The sequence below is a fragment of the Spiribacter halobius genome, assembly GCF_020883455.1.
Lineage (GTDB): Bacteria > Pseudomonadota > Gammaproteobacteria > Nitrococcales > Nitrococcaceae > Sediminicurvatus > Sediminicurvatus halobius.
In genome coordinates, this window is record NZ_CP086615.1 from 2,139,789 (window position 1) to 2,157,075 (window position 17,287).

Below are 17,287 nucleotides of genomic sequence, written 5' to 3' on the forward strand. Positions count from 1 at the left end.
GCCCGGGGGTTCCGGAATGTCGCCGCAGGATGGGCGCTGGCCGAGCAACGAACAAGCCACGGCCGGCGCGGTTATCCGCTCTATGCAGGGCCCCGGTGCCTGCCGTCCTCGCCTGCGGGCACCGACTCTGCTGGAGCCGCACGGTTGGCGCATGGCAAGCTGCAGCCATGGATACCCCCGCCCACCTTGACGGCGGTCCGCCCGATGGCGTGCCCGTCGTGCTGCTGGCCCATGGTGCTGGTGTCGGCATGGAGGCGCCGCTGCTGCAGGCGATCGCGGACGGGCTGGCGGGCGCCGGATGCCGCGTGCGCCGATTCGAGTTTCCCTATATGCAGCGTGTCCGCGCCACGGGCCGCCGGCGGCCGCCGGACCCCGAGCGGACGCTCCTTCAGGCCTGGCGCGACGCCGCAACGCAGCTCCGCGCCGAGACCCCGGCGCCTCTGGTGGTCGGTGGCAAGTCCCTGGGCGGGCGGATGGCGAGCCTTGTCGCAGAAGAGCTGCGCGCCGCCGGACTGCTGTGTCTGGGCTATCCGTTCCATCCGCCCGGACGGCCGGAGCGGGAGCGCACGGCGCATCTTTCGACCCTCACGGTGCCGACGCTGATCCTCCAGGGCGAGCGGGACGCCTTCGGCAGCCGGGCGGAGGTCGCCGGCTATCGGCTTGCGCCCTCGATCCGCATCGCCTGGCTGCCGGATGGAGACCATGATTTTCGGCCGCGCCGGCAAAGTGGCGTTACCCTGCAGGACAATTACGGGACCGCAGTCGCCGAAGCGCGGGCGTTCTGTCAGAGTCTGGCGCCGCCTGGCATGCTTCGGGCGCCGTAGACCGGGCAGGAGACAGCGCCTGCCGCGCGGAGGCCATTCGCCGTGCATTGGGGGCGTGGGCTCGATACACGCGGCGTCGCGACACGACGCCGGCTGACCGAATCAATTCGAAGCACAGGAGGCAGAGAGTCATGGCCAGCATCGGATTCATCGGCGTGGGCATCATGGGGCGACCCATGGCGGGGCATCTTCAGGCGGCGGGTCACGAGCTCCATCTGATACGCCACCGCTCGCCATTGCCCCAGGAGCTGCTCGACGGCGGCGCCTGCGAGTGCGGCAGCCTCAAGGAGCTGGCCGAGCGGGCCGACACGATCATCGTCATGGTGCCGGACACGCCCGACGTGGAGCGGGTGCTGTTCGGGGAGGACGGCGTCGCCAGCGGCCTCAGCGCCGGCAAGACCGTCATCGACATGAGCACCATCTCGCCCATTGCCACCCGGGACTTCGCAAAGCGCATCAATGAGCTCGGCTGCGAGTACGTGGACGCGCCCGTCTCCGGCGGCGAGGCCGGGGCCAAGAACGCCGCGCTCACGATCATGGTCGGGGCCACCGAGGAGGGGTTCCGCCGCGCCCAGCCGCTGTTCGAGATCATGGGCAAGACCATCACCCACATCGGCGGCAACGGCGACGGCCAGACCTGCAAGGCGGCCAACCAGATCGTGGTGGCGCTCACCATAGAGGCCGTGGCCGAGGCGCTCGTATTCGCCTCCCGCGCCGGCGCCGACGTCGGCAAGGTGCGCGAGGCCCTGCTGGGCGGGCTGGCACAGTCGAAGATCCTGGAGATGCATGGCGAGCGCATGATCAAGCGCACCTTCGATCCGGGCTTCCGGGTGGAGCTGCATCAGAAGGATCTCAATATCGCCCTGCAGGGCGCCCGCAGCCTTGGCGTCTCACTCCCCGGCACCGCCGGGGCGCAGGAGCTGTTCAACGCCTGCACCCGGGACGCGGACCATAGCGCCATCGTCCAGGTGCTGGAGAAGCTCGCGAATCACGAGATCGGGTAGGTAGGTAGCCGCCCTTCACGCGCAGCGGCTGTTTTCGGTGGGTGCTGGAGCCTGTGGGAGCGGCGCCCCCGCCGCGAATCCGATGCACAGGAATTCGCGGCGGGGGCGCCGCTCCCACAGGCGATATCAGCTCGGGAGTCATGTGGCCGGCCCTGGCACCGTACCGTTACGCTCGCACCCGGCAGGCGAGATGAAATGCCGGCATCCGCCTACGGCGGATGCCGGCCGATCGGCGATTACGTCCACTGCCTCGCGGCGCGGTCGAACTGCTCGGTGACGGCCCCGGACGGCGGCGCCATCTTGCTCACCACGACGATCGTGAGCGCGCAGAGGATGAAGCCCGGAAGGATCTCGTACATGTCGAACATCCCGCCGGAGAGCTGTTTCCAGATCACCACCGTGGCGGCGCCGACGATGATGCCGGCGATGGCGCCGTTGCGGCTCATGCCCCGCCAGAACAGCGAGAGAATGATCACCGGACCGAAGGCTGCGCCGAAGCCGCCCCAGGCGTAAGCCACCAGACCGAGCACGGTGCTGTCCGGATTCATGGCGAGCAGCAGCGCGATCAGGGCGATCACCGCCACCGCGATGCGTCCCACCCAGACCAGCTCCAGGTCACCGGCCTCCGGGCGCAGCAGAGCCTTGTAGAAGTCTTCCGCCACCGCGCTGGAGGAGACCAGCAGCTGCGAGTCGATGGTGCTCATCACCGCCGCGAGGATCGCCGCGATGACCACGCCCGCCAGCCACGGATTGAGCAGCTCGTTGGAGAGCGCCATGAAGACGACCTCCGAGTCCTCCAGCGGGTTGTCGGCAAAGTAGGCGATACCGGTGTAGCCGGCGAAGATGGCGCCGAACAGGCCCACCACCATCCACGTCATGCCGATCAGGCGGGCGGTGGGGACGTCTCCGGCGCTGCGTATCGCCATGAAGCGCGTGATGATGTGCGGCTGGCCGAAATACCCGAGGCCCCATGCCATCAGCGAGACGATGCTGAACAGCGTCATCCCGCTCATGATGTTGTTGTAGCTCGCCGCCTCCTGCTGGGCGACCGCGGCCACCGTGTCCTCCCAGCCGCCGATGACGTTGATCACGATGATCGGCACCACCACCAGGGTGAAGAACATCATCAGGCCCTGGAAGAAGTCGGTCCAGGATACGGCCAGGAAGCCGCCGAGGAAGGTGTAGGAGATGATCACCAGGCCGCCCACCCAGAGCGCCACCTGGTAATTCAGCCCGAAGCTGGTCTCGAACAGCTTGGCGCCTGCCACCAGCCCGGAGGAGGTGTAGAAGGCGAAGAACAGCAGGATCACCAGCGCCGAGATCACGCGCAACGCCTTGCTCGCGTCGGCGAAGCGGTTCTCCAGGTAGTCCGGCACGGTGATGGAGTCGCTGGCCACCTCGGTGTAGATGCGCAGGCGCTTGGCGACGAACTGCCAGTTGAGGTAGGCGCCGATGGTCAGGCCGATGGCGATCCAGGCCTGGTTCATGCCGCCGGCATAGACCGCGCCGGGCAGGCCAAGCAGCAGCCAGCCGCTCATGTCCGAGGCGCCGGCGGAGAGCGCGGCCACGCCGGGGCCGAGCTGGCGGCCGCCGAGCACGTAATCGGAGAGGTTATTGGTGAGCCGGTAGAAGATGACGCCGATGGCGAGCATCGCGACCAGATAGACGATAAAGGTGACCAGCGTCGGCCCGCTGAGCGTGAATTCCATGTTGCCCCCGGTTCTTTTGGTGCGTTGTTTTCGGTTGCCGGCTCAGCGGCGCTCGGTAAACCAGGTAATGATCGAAAGCACCACGCACAGGGGCATGGGTACCAGCAGCCAGAACCAGGTCGCGGCGGTCAGGGACTCTTCCATGGCGTTTTCTCCTCTCCTCGTCGTCGGTCGTTATGGGCGTTGGCCTACTGGGCGTAGCGCTGGGGCTCCGGAAGCATCAGCGGCGCTTCCGGCGCCTCGTCCTCCAGCGACATGAGCGAGGCATTGCCGCCGGCGGCGGTGGTGTCGATGGACAGCGCCCGCTCGGTGGCGAAGCGGTAAAGGTAGTGCGGGCCGCCGGCCTTGGGCCCGGTGCCCGACAGGCCCTCGCCGCCGAAGGGGTGCACACCCACCACGGCGCCGATCATGTTGCGGTTGGCGTAGGCGTTGCCCACCTTCATGCGGCTGACCACATGGTTCACCGTGCGGTCGATGCGGCTGTGGATGCCAAAGGTCAGCCCGAAGCCGGTGCCGTTGATCTCGTCGATCACCCGGTCCAGGTCCCGTGCCCGGAAGCGGATCACGTGCAGGATGGGGCCGAACTTCTCCTCCGGCAGCTGCTTCAGGCTCTGCAGCTCAAAGGCGTGGGGCGCCACGAAGGTGCCGGCCTCGGCGGCTTCGGGGTCCGGGCAGCGATACAGCAGCTTTGCCTCGCGCTGCATGTGCTCGCAGTGCTCCAGCAGCATCCGCCGGGCGTCGTCGTCTATGACCGGCGTCACGTCGGTGGACAGTCGCCAGGGATCGCCGATGCGCAGCTCCGCCATGGCGCCGGTGAGCATCTCCAGCAGCTCGTCGGCGACGTCGGTCTGCACGTAGAGCACGCGCAGGGCCGAGCAGCGCTGGCCGGCACTCTGGAAGCTGGACTTGAGCACGTCCGCCGTGACCTGCTCCAGCAGCGCCGAGGAATCCACGATCATGGCGTTCTGGCCGCCGGTCTCGGCGATGAAGGGGATGATCGGGCCCTCGCGCTCCGCCAGCTGGCGGTTGATGAGCCTGGCGGTGGGCACCGAGCCGGTAAAGGCCACGCCGTTGACGCGCGGGTCGCGCACCAGCGGCCCGCCCACGGTCGGCCCGTCGCCCGGGAGCAGATGCAGCACCTCCTGGGGGATGCCGGCGCGGTGCATGAGCTGCACGGCATACTGCCCGATCAGGCTGGTCTGCTCGGCGGGCTTGGCGATCACGGCATTGCCGGCCACCAGCGCCGCCGCCACCTGGCCGGTGAAGATCGCCAGCGGGAAGTTCCAGGGGCTGATGCAGACGAACACGCCGCGGCCGTGCAGGGACAGCGTGTTGCGCTCGCCCGTGGGGCCGGGGAGGGTGACCGGGCCGTTGAACTCGCGCCGGGACTGGGCGGCGTAGTAGCGGCAGAAGTCGACCGCCTCCCGCACCTCGGCGACGCCGTCGGGGATGTGCTTGCCGGCCTCGCGACAGCACAGGGCGATCAGCGTCGGCATCTCCTCCTCGAGCAGCTCGGCGTAGCGCTCGAGGCATGCCGCGCGCCGCTCACCGGGGGTGGCGTCCCAGTCCGCCGCGGCGGCACTGGCGCGGGCCAGGGCGCGCTCGACGTCCTCCTCCGTGGCCCAGGTCACGCGGCCGACCTCGCGGCCATGGTCCGCCGGAGAGTGCACCGGCTTGGCATCGCCGCTGCGAACCTGGCCGCTGACGGTGGGGCCGGCGTGCCATTCGCGCCGGTCCGCCGCCTCCATGCCCTCGTGCAGCCAGCGCAGGTGGGCGGTGTCGGTGAGGTCGACGCCGCGGGCGTTGCGCCGCGCCTCGCCGTAGAGGTTCACCGGCAGCGGGATATGCGGATGCGGGATGCTGCTGTAGTTCGCCACCCGGGCAATGGGATCGGCGATGATCTCGTCCACCGGCACCTTCTCGTCGACGATGCGGTTGACGAACGAGCTGTTGGCGCCGTTCTCCAGCAGGCGGCGCACCAGGTAGGCCAGCAGGTCCTCGTGGGCGCCCACCGGGGCGTAGATGCGGCAGGGGAAGCCGAGCCCGGTGCGGCCGGTGATCTGCTCGTAGAGAGCCTCGCCCATGCCGTGCAGGCGCTGGAACTCGAAGTCGCGGTTGTCGCCGCAGACCTCCAGCACATAGGCCAGGGTGTGGGCATTGTGGGTGGCGAACTGCGGGTAGAAGCGCTCCGGATGGGCGAGCAGCTTCCTGGCGCAGGCGAGGTAGGAGACGTCCGTGTTCGCCTTGCGGGTGAACACCGGATACCCCTCGAGCCCCTGCTCCTGGGCGATCTTGATCTCGGTGTCCCAGTAGGCGCCCTTCACCAGACGCACCATGAGCCGCCGCTCGTGGCGCTCGGCCAGGTCGGCGAGCCAGTCGAGCACGTGGATGGCGCGCTTCTGGTAGGCCTGCACGGCGAGTCCCAGTCCGTGCCAGCCGCGTAGCTGCTCGTCGCCGGAAACGGCCTCGATCAGCTCCAGGGAGAGGTCCAGCCGGCCAGCCTCCTCGGCATCCACGGTCAGGCCGATGTCCGCCTCGGCCGCCATGACGCAGAGCTCGCGCAGCCGCGGCAGCAGCTCGGCGAAGGCGCGGTCACGGTTGGCCAGCTCGTAGCGCGGGTGCAGGGCCGAAAGCTTGACCGATATGCCGGGGGAGTCTATCGGGCCGCGTCCGCCAGCAACCTTGGCGATGGCGCGGATGGCGCCCGCGTACTCGTGGAAGTAGCGCCGGGCGTCGGCGTCCGTGCGCGCCGCCTCGCCGAGCATGTCGTAGGAGTAGCGGTAGCCCTCCTGCTCGGCGCCGCGGGCACGCTTCAGCGCCTCGTCGATGGTCCGCCCCATGACGAACTGCCGCCCCATGACCCGCATCGCCTGGCGCACGGCCTGCCGGATCACCGGCTCGCCGCTGCGGCGGATCAGCCGGTGCAGGGTGTTGCGGAAGTTGCGCTCGGGGCTGTCCTGCGGGCGCAGGATGCGCCCGGTGAGCATCAGCGCCCAGGTGGAGGCGTTGACGAACAGCGACTCGCTCTCGCCGAGGTGGCTCTCCCAGTCGGAGGAGCCGATCTTGTCCTCGATCAGCTTGTCCACCGTCTCCGCGTCCGGGATCCGGAGCAGTGCCTCGGCCAGGCACATGAGGACCACACCCTCCTGGCTGGAGAGCTCGTACTCGTGCATGAAGGCGTCGATGCCGCTCGTGTGTACGCGGGCCCGGCGGACCTCGCGTACCAGCTCCCGGGCCCGCTCGGCGATGCGCTGCTTGGCGTCCGCCGGGATCTCCGCCGCCTGCAGGAGACTGCGGACATGGGTCGTCTCGTCACAGCGGTAGGCGGCATTGATGGTGGGATACAGCGGGTGCTCGGTGAGCCGGGGCGGGTCGAACTGCATGGGGCGGATCTCCGGTGCTGCTGAGCAGAGTGTAGGGGCAGCTTCCTCGCTTGGCGAGGAGCGGCCGGTCACGGCGCTCCGGCTCACCCGTTCCCGGGGGCATCGTCCCCCGGGCGCGGCAGGCTTGCGGCCTCGTGCCCTTCCACCCGGCAACGCAGCGAGCCCTCGTGCAGCAGGGCGCGGACCTCCTCGCCGATGCTTACGTCCCCGGCACGGCGCAGGATGGCGTCGTCCTCCGCGCGGCGGACGATGGCGTAGCCGCGGCCCAGCGTCGCCAGTGGGCTCACGGCCTCGAGTGCGCGGGCGCTGGCCCCGAGCCGGGCGCCGCGGCGCTCCAGGTCGCGCTGCACGGCGGCGGCGAGCCGTCGCCGCAGCGCCAGGGTGTGCTCGTCCAGGCGGGCGATGCGCTGCCGGGGACTCAGCGCCAGCAGGCGTTCCTGGGCGTGGCCCAGGCGGGCTTCGGCGCCCGCCAGACGTTGGCGCAGGGCGTGCGCCAGGCGCTGCTCGATCTCGTCGAGACGCTGGGCGCGCTCCTGCAGGCGGCGGCCCGGGTGCTGCGCCTGCAGGCGCCGAGCGAGCGTCTCCAGCCGTTGCCGGGTGTCGCCCAGCCGCCGTTGCTGGGCGCGGGCGAGGCGCTGCGCCGTCCCCTCCAGCTGGCGCGCCCAGGCCTCGCCGTCCGGGCTCAGCAGCTCCGCTGCCGCCGATGGCGTCGGCGCCCGCTGGTCGGCCACGAGGTCGGCGATGCTCACGTCCACCTCGTGGCCCACGGCGCTCACCACGGGCAGCGGGCAGGCGTGGATGGCCCGCGCCACCACCTCCTCGTTGAAGGCCCAGAGATCCTCCAGCGAGCCGCCGCCGCGGGTGATCAGCAGGGCGTCCACCTCCGCCCGCTCGCCGGCCCGGCGGATGGCTGCGGCGATGGCCTCGGCTGCCCCCTCGCCCTGCACCGGCACCGGATAGATCAGCACCGGCAAGGCCGGGAAGCGTCGGCGGAGGACCGTCAGCACGTCACGCAGGGCGGCGCCGGTGGGGGAAGTGATCACACCCAGGCGGCGGGGCAGGGCGGGCAGCGCGCGCTTGTGCTCGACGGCGAACAGGCCCTCGGCATCCAGTCGCGCCTTGAGCGCCTCGAAGGCGCGCTGCAGGGCACCGTGCCCGGCGGGCTCCATGTGCTCCACGATGAGCTGGAAATCGCCCCGGGGGACGTACAGCGACACCCGTGCCCGGACCAGCACCCGCTCACCGTGCCCGGGCTGGAAACGCAGCCGCTGCGCGCGATTGCGGAAGAGCGCGCAACGAACCTGGGCGCGCTCGTCCTTCAGGGTGAAGTAGACGTGCCCCGAGCGCGGCCGGGCGAGATTGGAGATCTCCCCTTCCACCCAAAGCAGCGGGAAGGCGCCGTCCAGCAGCAGACGCACCTCCTCGGCGAGGCGGCTGACGCTGTAGACCTCGGCGGAGATCGGCGTGGCGGGAGAGGGGTCCATGGGGTGACGGGCGTCCTGTCGGGTTCAGCGTGCACTCTGCGTCGCCGGCGGGCGCCGGCGCAAGGCGCCGGATGACGCCGCGCTCGCTGCAAGGGAGGCGCGAACGGGCAGGCCGACGGCGGGTGCCGGCGAGGCAATCATTCGCGTTGCCGATACCCGCGCCCGCGCCGTATCATGATCGGTTAACCTGCCAGCTCCCGGAGTGCCCAGATCATGCGTATCGCCCAGGAAGCGCTCACCTTCGACGACGTTCTGTTACTGCCGGACTACTCCGATGTCCTGCCGCGGGATGTCGCGCTCAGTACTCAGGTCACCCGGGGCATCGAGCTCAACATCCCGCTGGTATCGGCGGCCATGGATACGGTGACCGAGGCGCGGCTCGCCATCGCCCTGGCCGAGCAGGGAGGCATCGGCGTGGTGCACAAGAGCATGTCGCCGGAGCAGCAGGCGCTCGAGGTGCGGCGGGTGAAGAAGTTCGAGAGCGGCGTGATCAAGGAGCCCATTACCGTACCGCCGCAGACCAGCATCCGCGACGTGCTCGCCCTGATGGGCCAGCACGGTATCTCCGGGGTGCCGGTGGTGGAGGGGGCGACCCTGGTGGGCATCGTGACCAGCCGCGACCTGCGCTTCGAGACCCGCCTGGATGCCCCAGTGACCGAGGCGATGACCGGCGGCGAGCGGCTGGTGACCGTGCATGAGGGGGCGGAGCGCGAGGAGATCCTGACGCTCCTGCACCGCAACCGCATCGAGAAGCTGCTGGTGGTCAACGACCGCTTCGAGCTCCGCGGCATGATCACCGTCAAGGACATTCAGAAGGCGAAGGACTACCCGTACGCCTGCAAGGACGAGTACGGACGCCTGCGCGTCGGCGCCGCCGTCTCCACGGGCCCGGGAACCGAGGAGCGGGTGGAGGCGCTGGTGGAGGCCGGCGTCGACATGCTGGTGGTGGATACCGCCCATGGCCACAGCCGCGGGGTGATCGACCGCGTGCGCTGGATCAAGCGCAACCATCCGGATCTGCAGGTGGTCGGCGGCAATATCGCCACCGCGGACGCCGCCCGGGCGCTGGCCGACGCCGGCGTGGACGGCGTCAAGGTGGGCATCGGTCCCGGTTCCATCTGCACTACGCGCGTGGTGGCCGGTGTCGGCGTGCCCCAGATCACCGCCATCGCCAACGTCGCCGGCGAGCTCGAGGGTACGGACCTCCCGGTAATCGCCGACGGCGGCATCCGCTACTCCGGGGACATGGCCAAGGCCATCGCCGCCGGCGCCCACTGCGTGATGATGGGCAGCATGTTCGCTGGTACGGAGGAGGCGCCCGGCGAGGTGGAGCTCTACCAGGGCCGGTCCTACAAATCCTACCGCGGCATGGGCTCCATCGGCGCCATGTCCGGCAGCCAGGGCTCCTCGGACCGCTACTTCCAGGAGGACGCCAACAGCGTCGAGAAGCTGGTGCCCGAGGGCATCGAGGGCCGCGTGCCGTACAAGGGCGCGCTCGGCGCCATCGTCCATCAGCTGCTGGGTGGTCTCCGTGCCAGCATGGGCTACTGCGGCTGCCGCGACATCCACGAGTTCCGCACCCGCCCGGCCTTCGCCCGCATCACCAACGCCGGCGTCCGCGAGAGCCACGTCCACGACGTGAGCATCACCAAGGAGGCGCCCAACTATCGGGTGGACTGAGCCGCGTCCCGGCCTTGCCTGATCCCGTTTATGCCGGGACAAGGGAACGGCGGTCGCCGTGCCCGGGCCCGGAGTGGGCCGCTGCGCCCGGGACACGCCGTGAATACATCCATGTAGGCTCGACTGCGGCATCCCTGCCGCAGAGGGTCCCGGGCGCTCCTGCCGCGGCTCGCGCCGGGCACCATGTACCGGAATCCCGCGCTATGCCGCGGGTCTGCAGTGCCGGGGCGGTCACTCGTTGCTGATCAGATACCTGCACTGCCGCCAGGGCACAGCGCCAATCGGTCCTCGTGCCGGCAACGCGCTACCCTGCCAGCCGCACCGGCGGTTCTCCCGGCGGCGTCCGGTCCCGCTCCAACCACGCCCGGATCGGGTCGCTGAGACGGATGCCCGCCTGCTGCAGGGCGTCGTGGCCGAAGAGCACGTTGAACTCCAGCATGTAGGCGTGGCCCCCCACGAGCATGAGGTCGAAGCCCGCGTGGTCAATGCCGAAGTGGCGGGCGATTCGTCCGACCAGACCCAGAGCCGCGTGGGGCACATCGTCGAACGACACCTCGCCGCCCCGGGCGACGTTGTTGTGAAAGCAGCCCTCCGGCCCTTGGCGCCAGTAGGCGGTGACCACGGCGTCGCCTACCCAGACCACCCGCAGATCCCGCTCCGCCGGCAGGCACTCCTGCAGATAGAGCACGGGCTCGCGCTCCGCCCAGCGGCGCAGGCCCGCGGCCGTCTCGACCAGCGCCACGCCGGCACCCTGGCTCGCCCGGGGCTGCTTCGCCACCAGCGGCAGGCCGAGCCGGTCCAGCGCCAGCTCCAGCGCGGCCGGCGTCGAGGGCAGGATCAGGGTCTCCGGTACGTGGTCCGGAAAGGCCGCCTGCAGGGCCCGGGTCATCTCGATCTTGTCGTGGCCGAGCCGGTAGCTCGCTGCACTCGGGAAGATCCGCGCGCCGAGGCCATGCACCAGGGCATTCACCTGCCAGTACTCCGGAAACAGCACGCCATCGGCGTGGGCCAGCGCCTCGCGGTGCTCGAGCCAGCGTTCGGGGTGGATGTAGCGGGCCGGCAGGCCGAGGCTGCGGAAGGGGTCGAAGGTAATCAGGGGCACGGGTTTTCGGTTATCCTTGCGCGCTCGTCGACGCGCCTGCGAGGCGGTGCCAGTCGCCGCCGGCGCGCATTGTAGCCACGCCCGCCGGAAAACGGTATCGCCCCATGGTCCAGGACATCCACGCCGAGCGCATCCTCATACTGGATTTCGGTTCCCAGTACACCCAGCTCATCGCCCGGCGGGTGCGTGAGGCGGGCGTCTACTGCGAGATCCGGCCCTGGGACGCGGAGCCGGCGCGCCTCCGCGAGTTCGCGCCCCGGGGCGTGGTCCTCTCCGGCGGGCCCGAGTCGGTGCATTTCGAGGACACGCCGCGGGTGCCGGACCTGGTCTTCGAGCTGGGCGTGCCGGTGCTCGGCATCTGCTATGGCATGCAGGCAATGGCCCACCAGCTCGGTGGCACCGTGGAGCCGTCCGCGCAGAAGGAATTCGGCTACGCCCAGGTGCGCGCGCGTGGCCACTCGCGACTGTTGCGGGATATCGAGGACCACGCCAGTCCCGAAGGCTACGGACTGCTCGACGTCTGGATGAGCCACGGCGACCGGGTCGCGGCGCTGCCGCCGGGCTTCAAGGTGATCGCCAGCACCGGGAGCGCGCCCATCGCCGGTATCGGCGACGACGAGCGCGGCCTCTATGGCGTCCAGTTCCACCCCGAGGTCACCCACACCCGCCAGGGCCAGCGGATACTGGAGCGCTTCGTCCGCGGTATCTGTGGCTGTGCCGGGGACTGGACCGCCGGCAACATCATCGAGGATCTCAGCGCCCGGGTGCGCGAGCAGGTGGGCGACGAGAACGTCCTGCTCGGCCTCTCCGGCGGCGTGGACTCGTCGGTCGTGGCGGCGCTGCTGCACCGGGCCATCGGCGAGCAGCTGACCTGCGTGTTCGTCGACAACGGTCTGTTGCGGCTCGGCGAGGGCGACCAGGTCATGGCCACCTTCGCCCGGCACATGGGCGTGCGGGTGCTGCGGGTGGACGCCGAGGACCGCTTCCTGGACCGCCTCGCTGGCGTGGCGGATCCGGAGCAGAAGCGCAAGATCATCGGCAACACCTTTATCGACGTCTTTGACGAAGAGGCCGGGCGCCTGGAGAACGTGCAGTGGCTAGCCCAGGGCACGATCTATCCGGATGTGATCGAGTCCGCTGGTGCCAGCACCGGCAAGGCGCACGTGATCAAGTCCCACCACAACGTCGGCGGCCTGCCGGAGCGCATGAATCTGAAGCTGCTGGAGCCCCTGCGGGAGCTGTTCAAGGACGAGGTGCGCCGCATCGGCCTCGAGCTCGGCCTGCCGGCGGAGATGGTCCAGCGCCACCCCTTCCCCGGGCCGGGCCTCGGCGTGCGCATTCTCGGCGAGGTGCGCAAGGCCTACACCGATCCGCTGCGGCGCGCGGATGCCATCTTCATCGAGGAGCTGCGCCGGCACGATCTGTACGACCGCACCAGCCAGGCCTTCGCGGTGTTCCTGCCGGTGAAGTCCGTGGGCGTGACGGGCGACGGCCGTCGCTACGAGTACGTGGTGGCCCTGCGGGCGGTGGAGACCATCGACTTCATGACCGCCCGCTGGGCGCAGCTTCCCTACGACTTCCTCGACCATGTCTCCCGCCGCATCATCAACGAGATCGACGGCATCTCCCGCGTCGTCTACGACATCTCCGGCAAGCCCCCGGCCACCATCGAGTGGGAGTGAGGGGGCTTCGCCGCCGTCATGACGACCCCCGCGCCGGACGACGAGACCCTGATGGCCGACGCCCTGAAGCTGGCGCGACGGGCGGCGGAGGCGGGCGAGGTGCCGGTCGGGGCGGTGCTGGTTGCGGCGGGGCGGGTGGTCGGTGAAGGCTGGAACCGGCCCATTGCGGCGTGCGACCCCACCGCGCACGCCGAGATCCTCGCGCTGCGCGCCGGGGCGCGGGCGCTCGGCGCCTATCGGCTGCCCGGCACCACCCTGGTGGTCACGCTCGAGCCTTGCCCCATGTGCGTGGGGGCCATGATCCATGCCCGGGTGGAACGGGTGGTGTACGGCGCGGCGGATCCGAAGACCGGGGCCCTGGGCGGCGCCATGGCGCTGCACGAGCACGGCTCCCACAACCATCGGCTGGCCGTGACCGGCGGCGTCCTGGCCGAGGCCAGCGCGGAGCTGCTGCGCGGGTTCTTCCGGGCACGTCGGGGAAGCCGGGGGCGGCGACCGGAGGACGACGCCTGAGTCCGCCCAGAGGACTGCCAGGTGTCGGTGTGCCCGTGTTGCCCGTGTGGGAGCGGTCTCCGACCGCGAAGTGCCGGCTACCGCCGCAGGCGCCTCGCGACCTCCGGGTTCGCGCTGATTCGGGCCACGGTGTCGTCATCGGCGAGCCGGGGGCGGTCGCGATCGCGGCTGACGATGCAGAGGAAGCCCAGCGGCTCGTCGCCGGTGGCGTGGAACTGATGGGCGGCCCAGGGGCCGATGTAGACCACGTCATGGGGTGCCACCGGTTCCAGCCGGTCTTCCAGGATGACCTCTCCACGCCCGCGCAGGATCACCACGGAATGCGGATGGCCGTGTTGCTCCAGGGAGGTGTAGCCGCCCGGCTCGACCTCGAAATAGCGGGTCTCCAGCGCGAGCGCCGCCTCGTCCTCGGCGGTGCCGAGCAGCGTCTGCCGGGTGACGCCCCGGAAATGCGTGCCTTCGGTCTTGTAGGCGTGCACCGACACGCCCTGCCACTGCCAGTCGCGGGCCCGGATCACCCGGGTCGGGCGCTCGTCACTCATGCCGCTCCTCGAGGGCCGCGCGGAAGCGCTGGGCCGCCGTCGTGAGGTCTCCGGCGCGATACAGGTCGCCGCCGATCAGAAAGATCGTGTCTGCCCCATAGCGTGCCGCCCATTGCGGCGCGGCGTCCATGCTCATACCGCCGCCGGGCATGGGCCACGCCCCGCGCAGGCCGCCGAGAGGCGCCCGGAGGCGCTCCGCGATCGCCAGACACCGGGCCTCGCTGAAGGCGAAGCGCCCGCCTGCATTCGGATAGATGACCGCGTCCGCGCCGGCGATCCGGAACAGCTCTCCGAGCAGCACCGGCGTGTCGATGCCGTGATCCGGCCGCAGCAGCCCGCCGGTCAGGGCCGGGTGGGCGAGCACGGCGAGGCCGTGGGCGTCGCGCAGGTGTGCAACGGCCGCGAGCCCCGCGATCCAGGCATTCAGCAGCACGGTATCGCAGCCGGCGGCGCGGGCGGCCTCGGCGCGGCGATCCAGCTCCGCCGGGCCGGCGGTGACGTTGGGGCAGTAGCGCGCCTGCCCGCCGGTGGCGGCGTTGGCCCGGGTCACGGCCGCCTGGCAGCGTGCGAGGCGCTCGGCGAACGGGGCGGTGCGCTGGTCGGCGAGGCCGTGGTCGTCCTTGATCAGGTCGAGGCCGCCGCGGGCGAAGGCCTCGCAGCGCTGCGCCAGGCTGGCGGCGTCGAGACCCACCGGCTTCAGGGCCGTTGCAAGCAGGGGACCGTCGTGCACGCGGAGCCGCGTGCGCAGCCCGGCGATGCCGAGCGCCGGGCCGCCCAGGCACGCCAGCAGGCCCGCCGGCCAGTCCACCCCCACCAGGCGGATTCCGGACTGCAGGGAGCTGTTGCCGAACAGCAGATTGAGGAGCTGGGTGAGCTCGCCGCCGGCCACCGCCTCGGGGAAGCTGACGCCGGCCAGCCAGAGGCCGTCGCCCAGGGGCTCGAGCGAGGTGCACCGGCCAATCCATTCCGCGGCGATGGGGTCGGGCAGCGTCTCCGACGGCAACTCCGCGGTCTGCTCGAGGCAGAGCGCCTCGACCTTGGCTACCGGATCCTCACCGGGGCCGACGCGAATCTCGTAGCGCGCAAGGAAACGCGGCTCGCTCACGGCGTTCCGTCGCCCACCTGGTCGCCGCCAGCCTGGCGCGCCTGCTGAATGGCAAGATCCGCCGCGTTCACGAGGCCCTCGGTATCGGCGCCGTGCTCAGGGTACGCGGCGACTCCGACCGAGACGCTCAGTGCCGCGTCGCCACTCGCCATGGCGGCCACCGCCCGACGCATCCCCTCGGCCCGCTGACGGGCATCGGCAGCGGAGCATTCCGGCATGATCAGCGCGAAGCGTTCCCCGGACAGCCGGCAGGGGACGTCCGCGCTGCGGAAGCGCTCGCGCAGCAGGCTCGCGATGGCCTGGAGCATGCGGTCGCCCTGCTCATGGCCGAAGCGGTCGTTGTAGAGCCCGAACCGGTCCACATCCACCAGCACCAGGGCAACCTGGCCGCCGCGGCGTTCGGCGCGGTGCAGCTCGCGCTCCAGGTGCTCCTTCAGGTAGGGCGGGTTGTATAGCCCGGTGAGGGGATCGCGCAGGGCGGAGTGCCGCAGCCGCCGCTGCAGGGCCATGCCGCCGAGCACCAGGCCGGCGCAGCGGGCCAGCAGCTCGGCGCGCTGCTCGAGGGTGTCGCCGAGACGCTGCGACTCGGACTCGGGCCAGACCCGCAGCGCGCCGAGGCGCAATCCGAAGCCGCGGATGGGAAATTCCAGCGCCTCGCCGGTCGGGCCCGCGGCCTCGCGCCGGGCCAGCTGCTCCGGCGGGCTCGCCGCCCCCCGCCGACCATAGCTGCGGTTCCACTGGTTCTGGCCGTCCCAGACCCCGACCACGGCGGGTTCGGCGTCCTCCGCGCCCAGGCCGAATGCGCCCCGGGTGCCGGGCAGCAGCTGCCGGGCGGCGGAGACCATGACCTCGATGGCGTCCGACTCGGTGGGCGCAACGGCCAGGCGGGACAGCAGGCCACTCACCTGAGACAGGGGCAGGCTCGCGGGGTCGCCGCTTTCCGGTGTGGCCAGGGTGCCAAGGGTGTTCAGCTCCTCGCCCAGGGCCTCCTTGAGCGCGTGGAGCTCGGCGCCGAGGGCGTCCTGGCGCTCCAGCAGCTCGCGCAGGCGGGCCAGGGCAAGCCGCTGCGCCGCGCCCGGGCGGCCCGCGCGGCCGGCATCGGTGGGCTCGCTCATGCGTTGGCCCGGGTCGCCGCTTCCTCGCTCCATTGCCGGAGCAGGGCAGAGACGTGGCCGAGAAACGGCCAGGCGACCAGCAGCTGGGTGAACAGGATGGTGGAGGGCAGCGCCTCGCGCTCGCGCGCCGTGGCCGCCGGCGCCGGCAGACCGGCGAGGTTGAGGATCTCGTCCTCGAGCTGGCGCAGCGCGTCCATGGGCATGCGGCCGTCCACGTGCACCACGTTCACCGGACGCCCCCAGAAGCTGCTGGGCACCGTCGCGATCATGAACGGCATCGCCTGCTGGCGGGTCATGTTGTTCATGTCCACCGGCATGTACAGGGAAGGCTGCGGCACTTCCGTTGGCGTGACGATGATCTCCATGTGGTAGCAGGTCTCCGGCACGCGCGCCTTCAGCTCCTCCACGGCGAGCGCCGCCAGCTCGCTCTGGTGGATGCGCACGATGACGTCCGCATTGGCCTTCTGGAAATCGATCCAGCGGCGGTAGTCCGCCTGCCGCAGCTCCATCTGGCGCCGGGCCTCCGCCGGCTCGTAGCCGCGCTCGCTGACGTCACGGTCGAGCTTCCACTGCCATTTCACGTCGTCGTCGGAGTCCACGTACAGGCGGAAGTCCACGAAGGGCAGGAACTCCGGATACAGGGTGTGCAGCCCCTCGACGATGATCACCGGCGTCGGCCGGTGCCGGCGCGGCGCGGCGAAGGTGCCCGTCTCATGGTCGTAGACCGGAACCTCCACCGTCTCGCCGCGGCGCAGCCGCGCCAGGTGGTCCACCGCCTGGGGCAGGTGGTTCGCCCGCGGATCCAGCGGCGAGCGCCCGCTCCGCCGGCGCTGGGCGCGGTCTTCCTTGTGGTAGCCATCGAGGCTGATCTGGCTGACCACATCGCTGCCCAGCAACCGCTCGATGCCCTGGGTGTAGGTGGTCTTGCCGCTGCCGCTGTCACCCGCCACGGCGACCACGATCGGCCGGCCCGCCTCGCGGAGGAGGCCCCGGAGATCGTCGCGGCGCTGCGCGGTATCCGCTGGGCGGCCGGGGTTGCGCTCCATGGCGGGTCCTCGCGGCAGGGGGTGACGGAAGCGGACGGATCAGGTCATGGACGACCGTAGATGCTCCCATTCTCCGGTCCGCCCGAGCGCTGTCAAAT

At 70.8% G+C, this 17,287-nt stretch carries 13 protein-coding genes; 5 read left to right on the forward strand and 8 right to left on the reverse strand.

Going from position 1 to position 17,287, the window contains the following annotated elements:
* Positions 1 to 167 precede the first annotated feature (167 nt).
* On the forward strand, positions 168 to 824 hold the full coding sequence (locus tag LMH63_RS09750; protein ID WP_109677940.1) for an alpha/beta family hydrolase: 657 nt from the start codon (positions 168 to 170) through the stop codon (positions 822 to 824).
* Positions 825 to 871: 47 nt separating this feature from the next.
* The gene (locus tag LMH63_RS09755; RefSeq protein ID WP_109677942.1) at positions 872 to 1,828 is read left to right on the forward strand and encodes a 2-hydroxy-3-oxopropionate reductase; all 957 of its coding nucleotides are present in this window, start codon (positions 872 to 874) and stop codon (positions 1,826 to 1,828) included.
* 236 nt (positions 1,829 to 2,064) lie between these two features.
* On the opposite strand, the gene putP is transcribed toward LMH63_RS09755, so the two are convergent.
* From putP to xseA, 3 genes are all read right to left on the reverse strand, one after another.
* On the reverse strand, positions 2,065 to 3,537 hold the full coding sequence (putP, locus tag LMH63_RS09760; RefSeq protein WP_109677456.1) for a sodium/proline symporter PutP: 1,473 nt from the start codon (positions 3,535 to 3,537) through the stop codon (positions 2,065 to 2,067).
* A 188-nt stretch (positions 3,538 to 3,725) separates the two neighbouring features.
* Positions 3,726 to 6,920, reverse strand: coding sequence for a bifunctional proline dehydrogenase/L-glutamate gamma-semialdehyde dehydrogenase PutA (gene putA / locus LMH63_RS09765; RefSeq protein ID WP_109677458.1), 3,195 nt, complete (start codon positions 6,918 to 6,920; stop codon positions 3,726 to 3,728).
* An 83-nt stretch (positions 6,921 to 7,003) separates the two neighbouring features.
* Positions 7,004 to 8,404 carry an exodeoxyribonuclease VII large subunit gene (gene xseA, locus LMH63_RS09770; protein ID WP_109677460.1) on the reverse strand — a complete coding sequence of 467 codons (1,401 nt, stop codon included), beginning with the start codon at positions 8,402 to 8,404 and terminating at the stop codon, positions 7,004 to 7,006.
* A 213-nt stretch (positions 8,405 to 8,617) separates the two neighbouring features.
* Between xseA and guaB the strand changes: the two genes are divergently transcribed.
* On the forward strand, positions 8,618 to 10,084 hold the full coding sequence (gene guaB / locus LMH63_RS09775; RefSeq protein ID WP_109677462.1) for an IMP dehydrogenase: 1,467 nt from the start codon (positions 8,618 to 8,620) through the stop codon (positions 10,082 to 10,084).
* A 304-nt stretch (positions 10,085 to 10,388) separates the two neighbouring features.
* Here guaB and LMH63_RS09780 read toward each other — a convergent pair whose 3' ends face one another.
* The gene (locus tag LMH63_RS09780) at positions 10,389 to 11,186 is read right to left on the reverse strand and encodes an ATP-grasp domain-containing protein (RefSeq protein ID WP_109677464.1); all 798 of its coding nucleotides are present in this window, start codon (positions 11,184 to 11,186) and stop codon (positions 10,389 to 10,391) included.
* 104 nt (positions 11,187 to 11,290) lie between these two features.
* Here LMH63_RS09780 and guaA point away from each other — a divergent pair, with 104 nt between their 5' ends.
* Together guaA and tadA are read left to right on the forward strand one after the other, a co-directional pair.
* Positions 11,291 to 12,868 carry a glutamine-hydrolyzing GMP synthase gene (guaA, locus tag LMH63_RS09785; protein ID WP_109677466.1) on the forward strand — a complete coding sequence of 526 codons (1,578 nt, stop codon included), beginning with the start codon at positions 11,291 to 11,293 and terminating at the stop codon, positions 12,866 to 12,868.
* Between the two features lie 18 nt (positions 12,869 to 12,886).
* Positions 12,887 to 13,381, forward strand: a complete 495-nt coding sequence (gene tadA, locus LMH63_RS09790; RefSeq protein WP_109677468.1) for a tRNA adenosine(34) deaminase TadA — start codon at positions 12,887 to 12,889, stop codon at positions 13,379 to 13,381.
* A gap of 77 nt (positions 13,382 to 13,458) precedes the next feature.
* On the opposite strand, the gene LMH63_RS09795 is transcribed toward tadA, so the two are convergent.
* Genes LMH63_RS09795 through LMH63_RS09810 form a run of 4 tightly spaced genes read right to left on the reverse strand, consistent with a single transcriptional unit; the run spans position 13,459 to position 17,189 of the window.
* Entirely contained in the window at positions 13,459 to 13,923 is a 465-nt protein-coding gene (locus tag LMH63_RS09795; RefSeq protein ID WP_109677470.1) for a cupin domain-containing protein, read from the reverse strand.
* A complete protein-coding gene (locus LMH63_RS09800; protein WP_109677472.1) occupies positions 13,916 to 15,028 on the reverse strand; it encodes a RuBisCO large subunit C-terminal-like domain-containing protein in 1,113 nt (370 codons plus the stop codon). The genes LMH63_RS09795 and LMH63_RS09800 overlap by 8 nt, the downstream gene beginning before the upstream one ends.
* A complete protein-coding gene (locus LMH63_RS09805) occupies positions 15,025 to 16,143 on the reverse strand; it encodes a GGDEF domain-containing protein (RefSeq protein ID WP_109677474.1) in 1,119 nt (372 codons plus the stop codon). The genes LMH63_RS09800 and LMH63_RS09805 overlap by 4 nt, the downstream gene beginning before the upstream one ends.
* Positions 16,140 to 17,189 carry a phosphoribulokinase gene (locus tag LMH63_RS09810; RefSeq protein ID WP_109677476.1) on the reverse strand — a complete coding sequence of 350 codons (1,050 nt, stop codon included), beginning with the start codon at positions 17,187 to 17,189 and terminating at the stop codon, positions 16,140 to 16,142. The genes LMH63_RS09805 and LMH63_RS09810 overlap by 4 nt, the downstream gene beginning before the upstream one ends.
* Positions 17,190 to 17,287: the final 98 nt, after the last annotated feature.

Excerpts from the sequence above, each read along its gene's own strand:
- LMH63_RS09750 (WP_109677940.1), top strand. The coding sequence starts at position 168 with ATGGATACCCCCGCCCACCTTGACGGCGGTCCGCCCGATGGCGTGCCC.
- LMH63_RS09795 (WP_109677470.1), bottom strand. The coding sequence starts at position 13,923 with ATGAGTGACGAGCGCCCGACCCGGGTGATCCGGGCCCGCGACTGGCAG.
- LMH63_RS09810 (WP_109677476.1), bottom strand. The coding sequence starts at position 17,189 with ATGGAGCGCAACCCCGGCCGCCCAGCGGATACCGCGCAGCGCCGCGAC.
- putA (WP_109677458.1), bottom strand. The coding sequence starts at position 6,920 with ATGCAGTTCGACCCGCCCCGGCTCACCGAGCACCCGCTGTATCCCACC.
- guaA (WP_109677466.1), top strand. The coding sequence starts at position 11,291 with ATGGTCCAGGACATCCACGCCGAGCGCATCCTCATACTGGATTTCGGT.
- guaB (WP_109677462.1), top strand. The coding sequence starts at position 8,618 with ATGCGTATCGCCCAGGAAGCGCTCACCTTCGACGACGTTCTGTTACTG.
- LMH63_RS09805 (WP_109677474.1), bottom strand. The coding sequence starts at position 16,143 with ATGAGCGAGCCCACCGATGCCGGCCGCGCGGGCCGCCCGGGCGCGGCG.
- tadA (WP_109677468.1), top strand. The coding sequence starts at position 12,887 with ATGACGACCCCCGCGCCGGACGACGAGACCCTGATGGCCGACGCCCTG.
- xseA (WP_109677460.1), bottom strand. The coding sequence starts at position 8,404 with ATGGACCCCTCTCCCGCCACGCCGATCTCCGCCGAGGTCTACAGCGTC.
- putP (WP_109677456.1), bottom strand. The coding sequence starts at position 3,537 with ATGGAATTCACGCTCAGCGGGCCGACGCTGGTCACCTTTATCGTCTAT.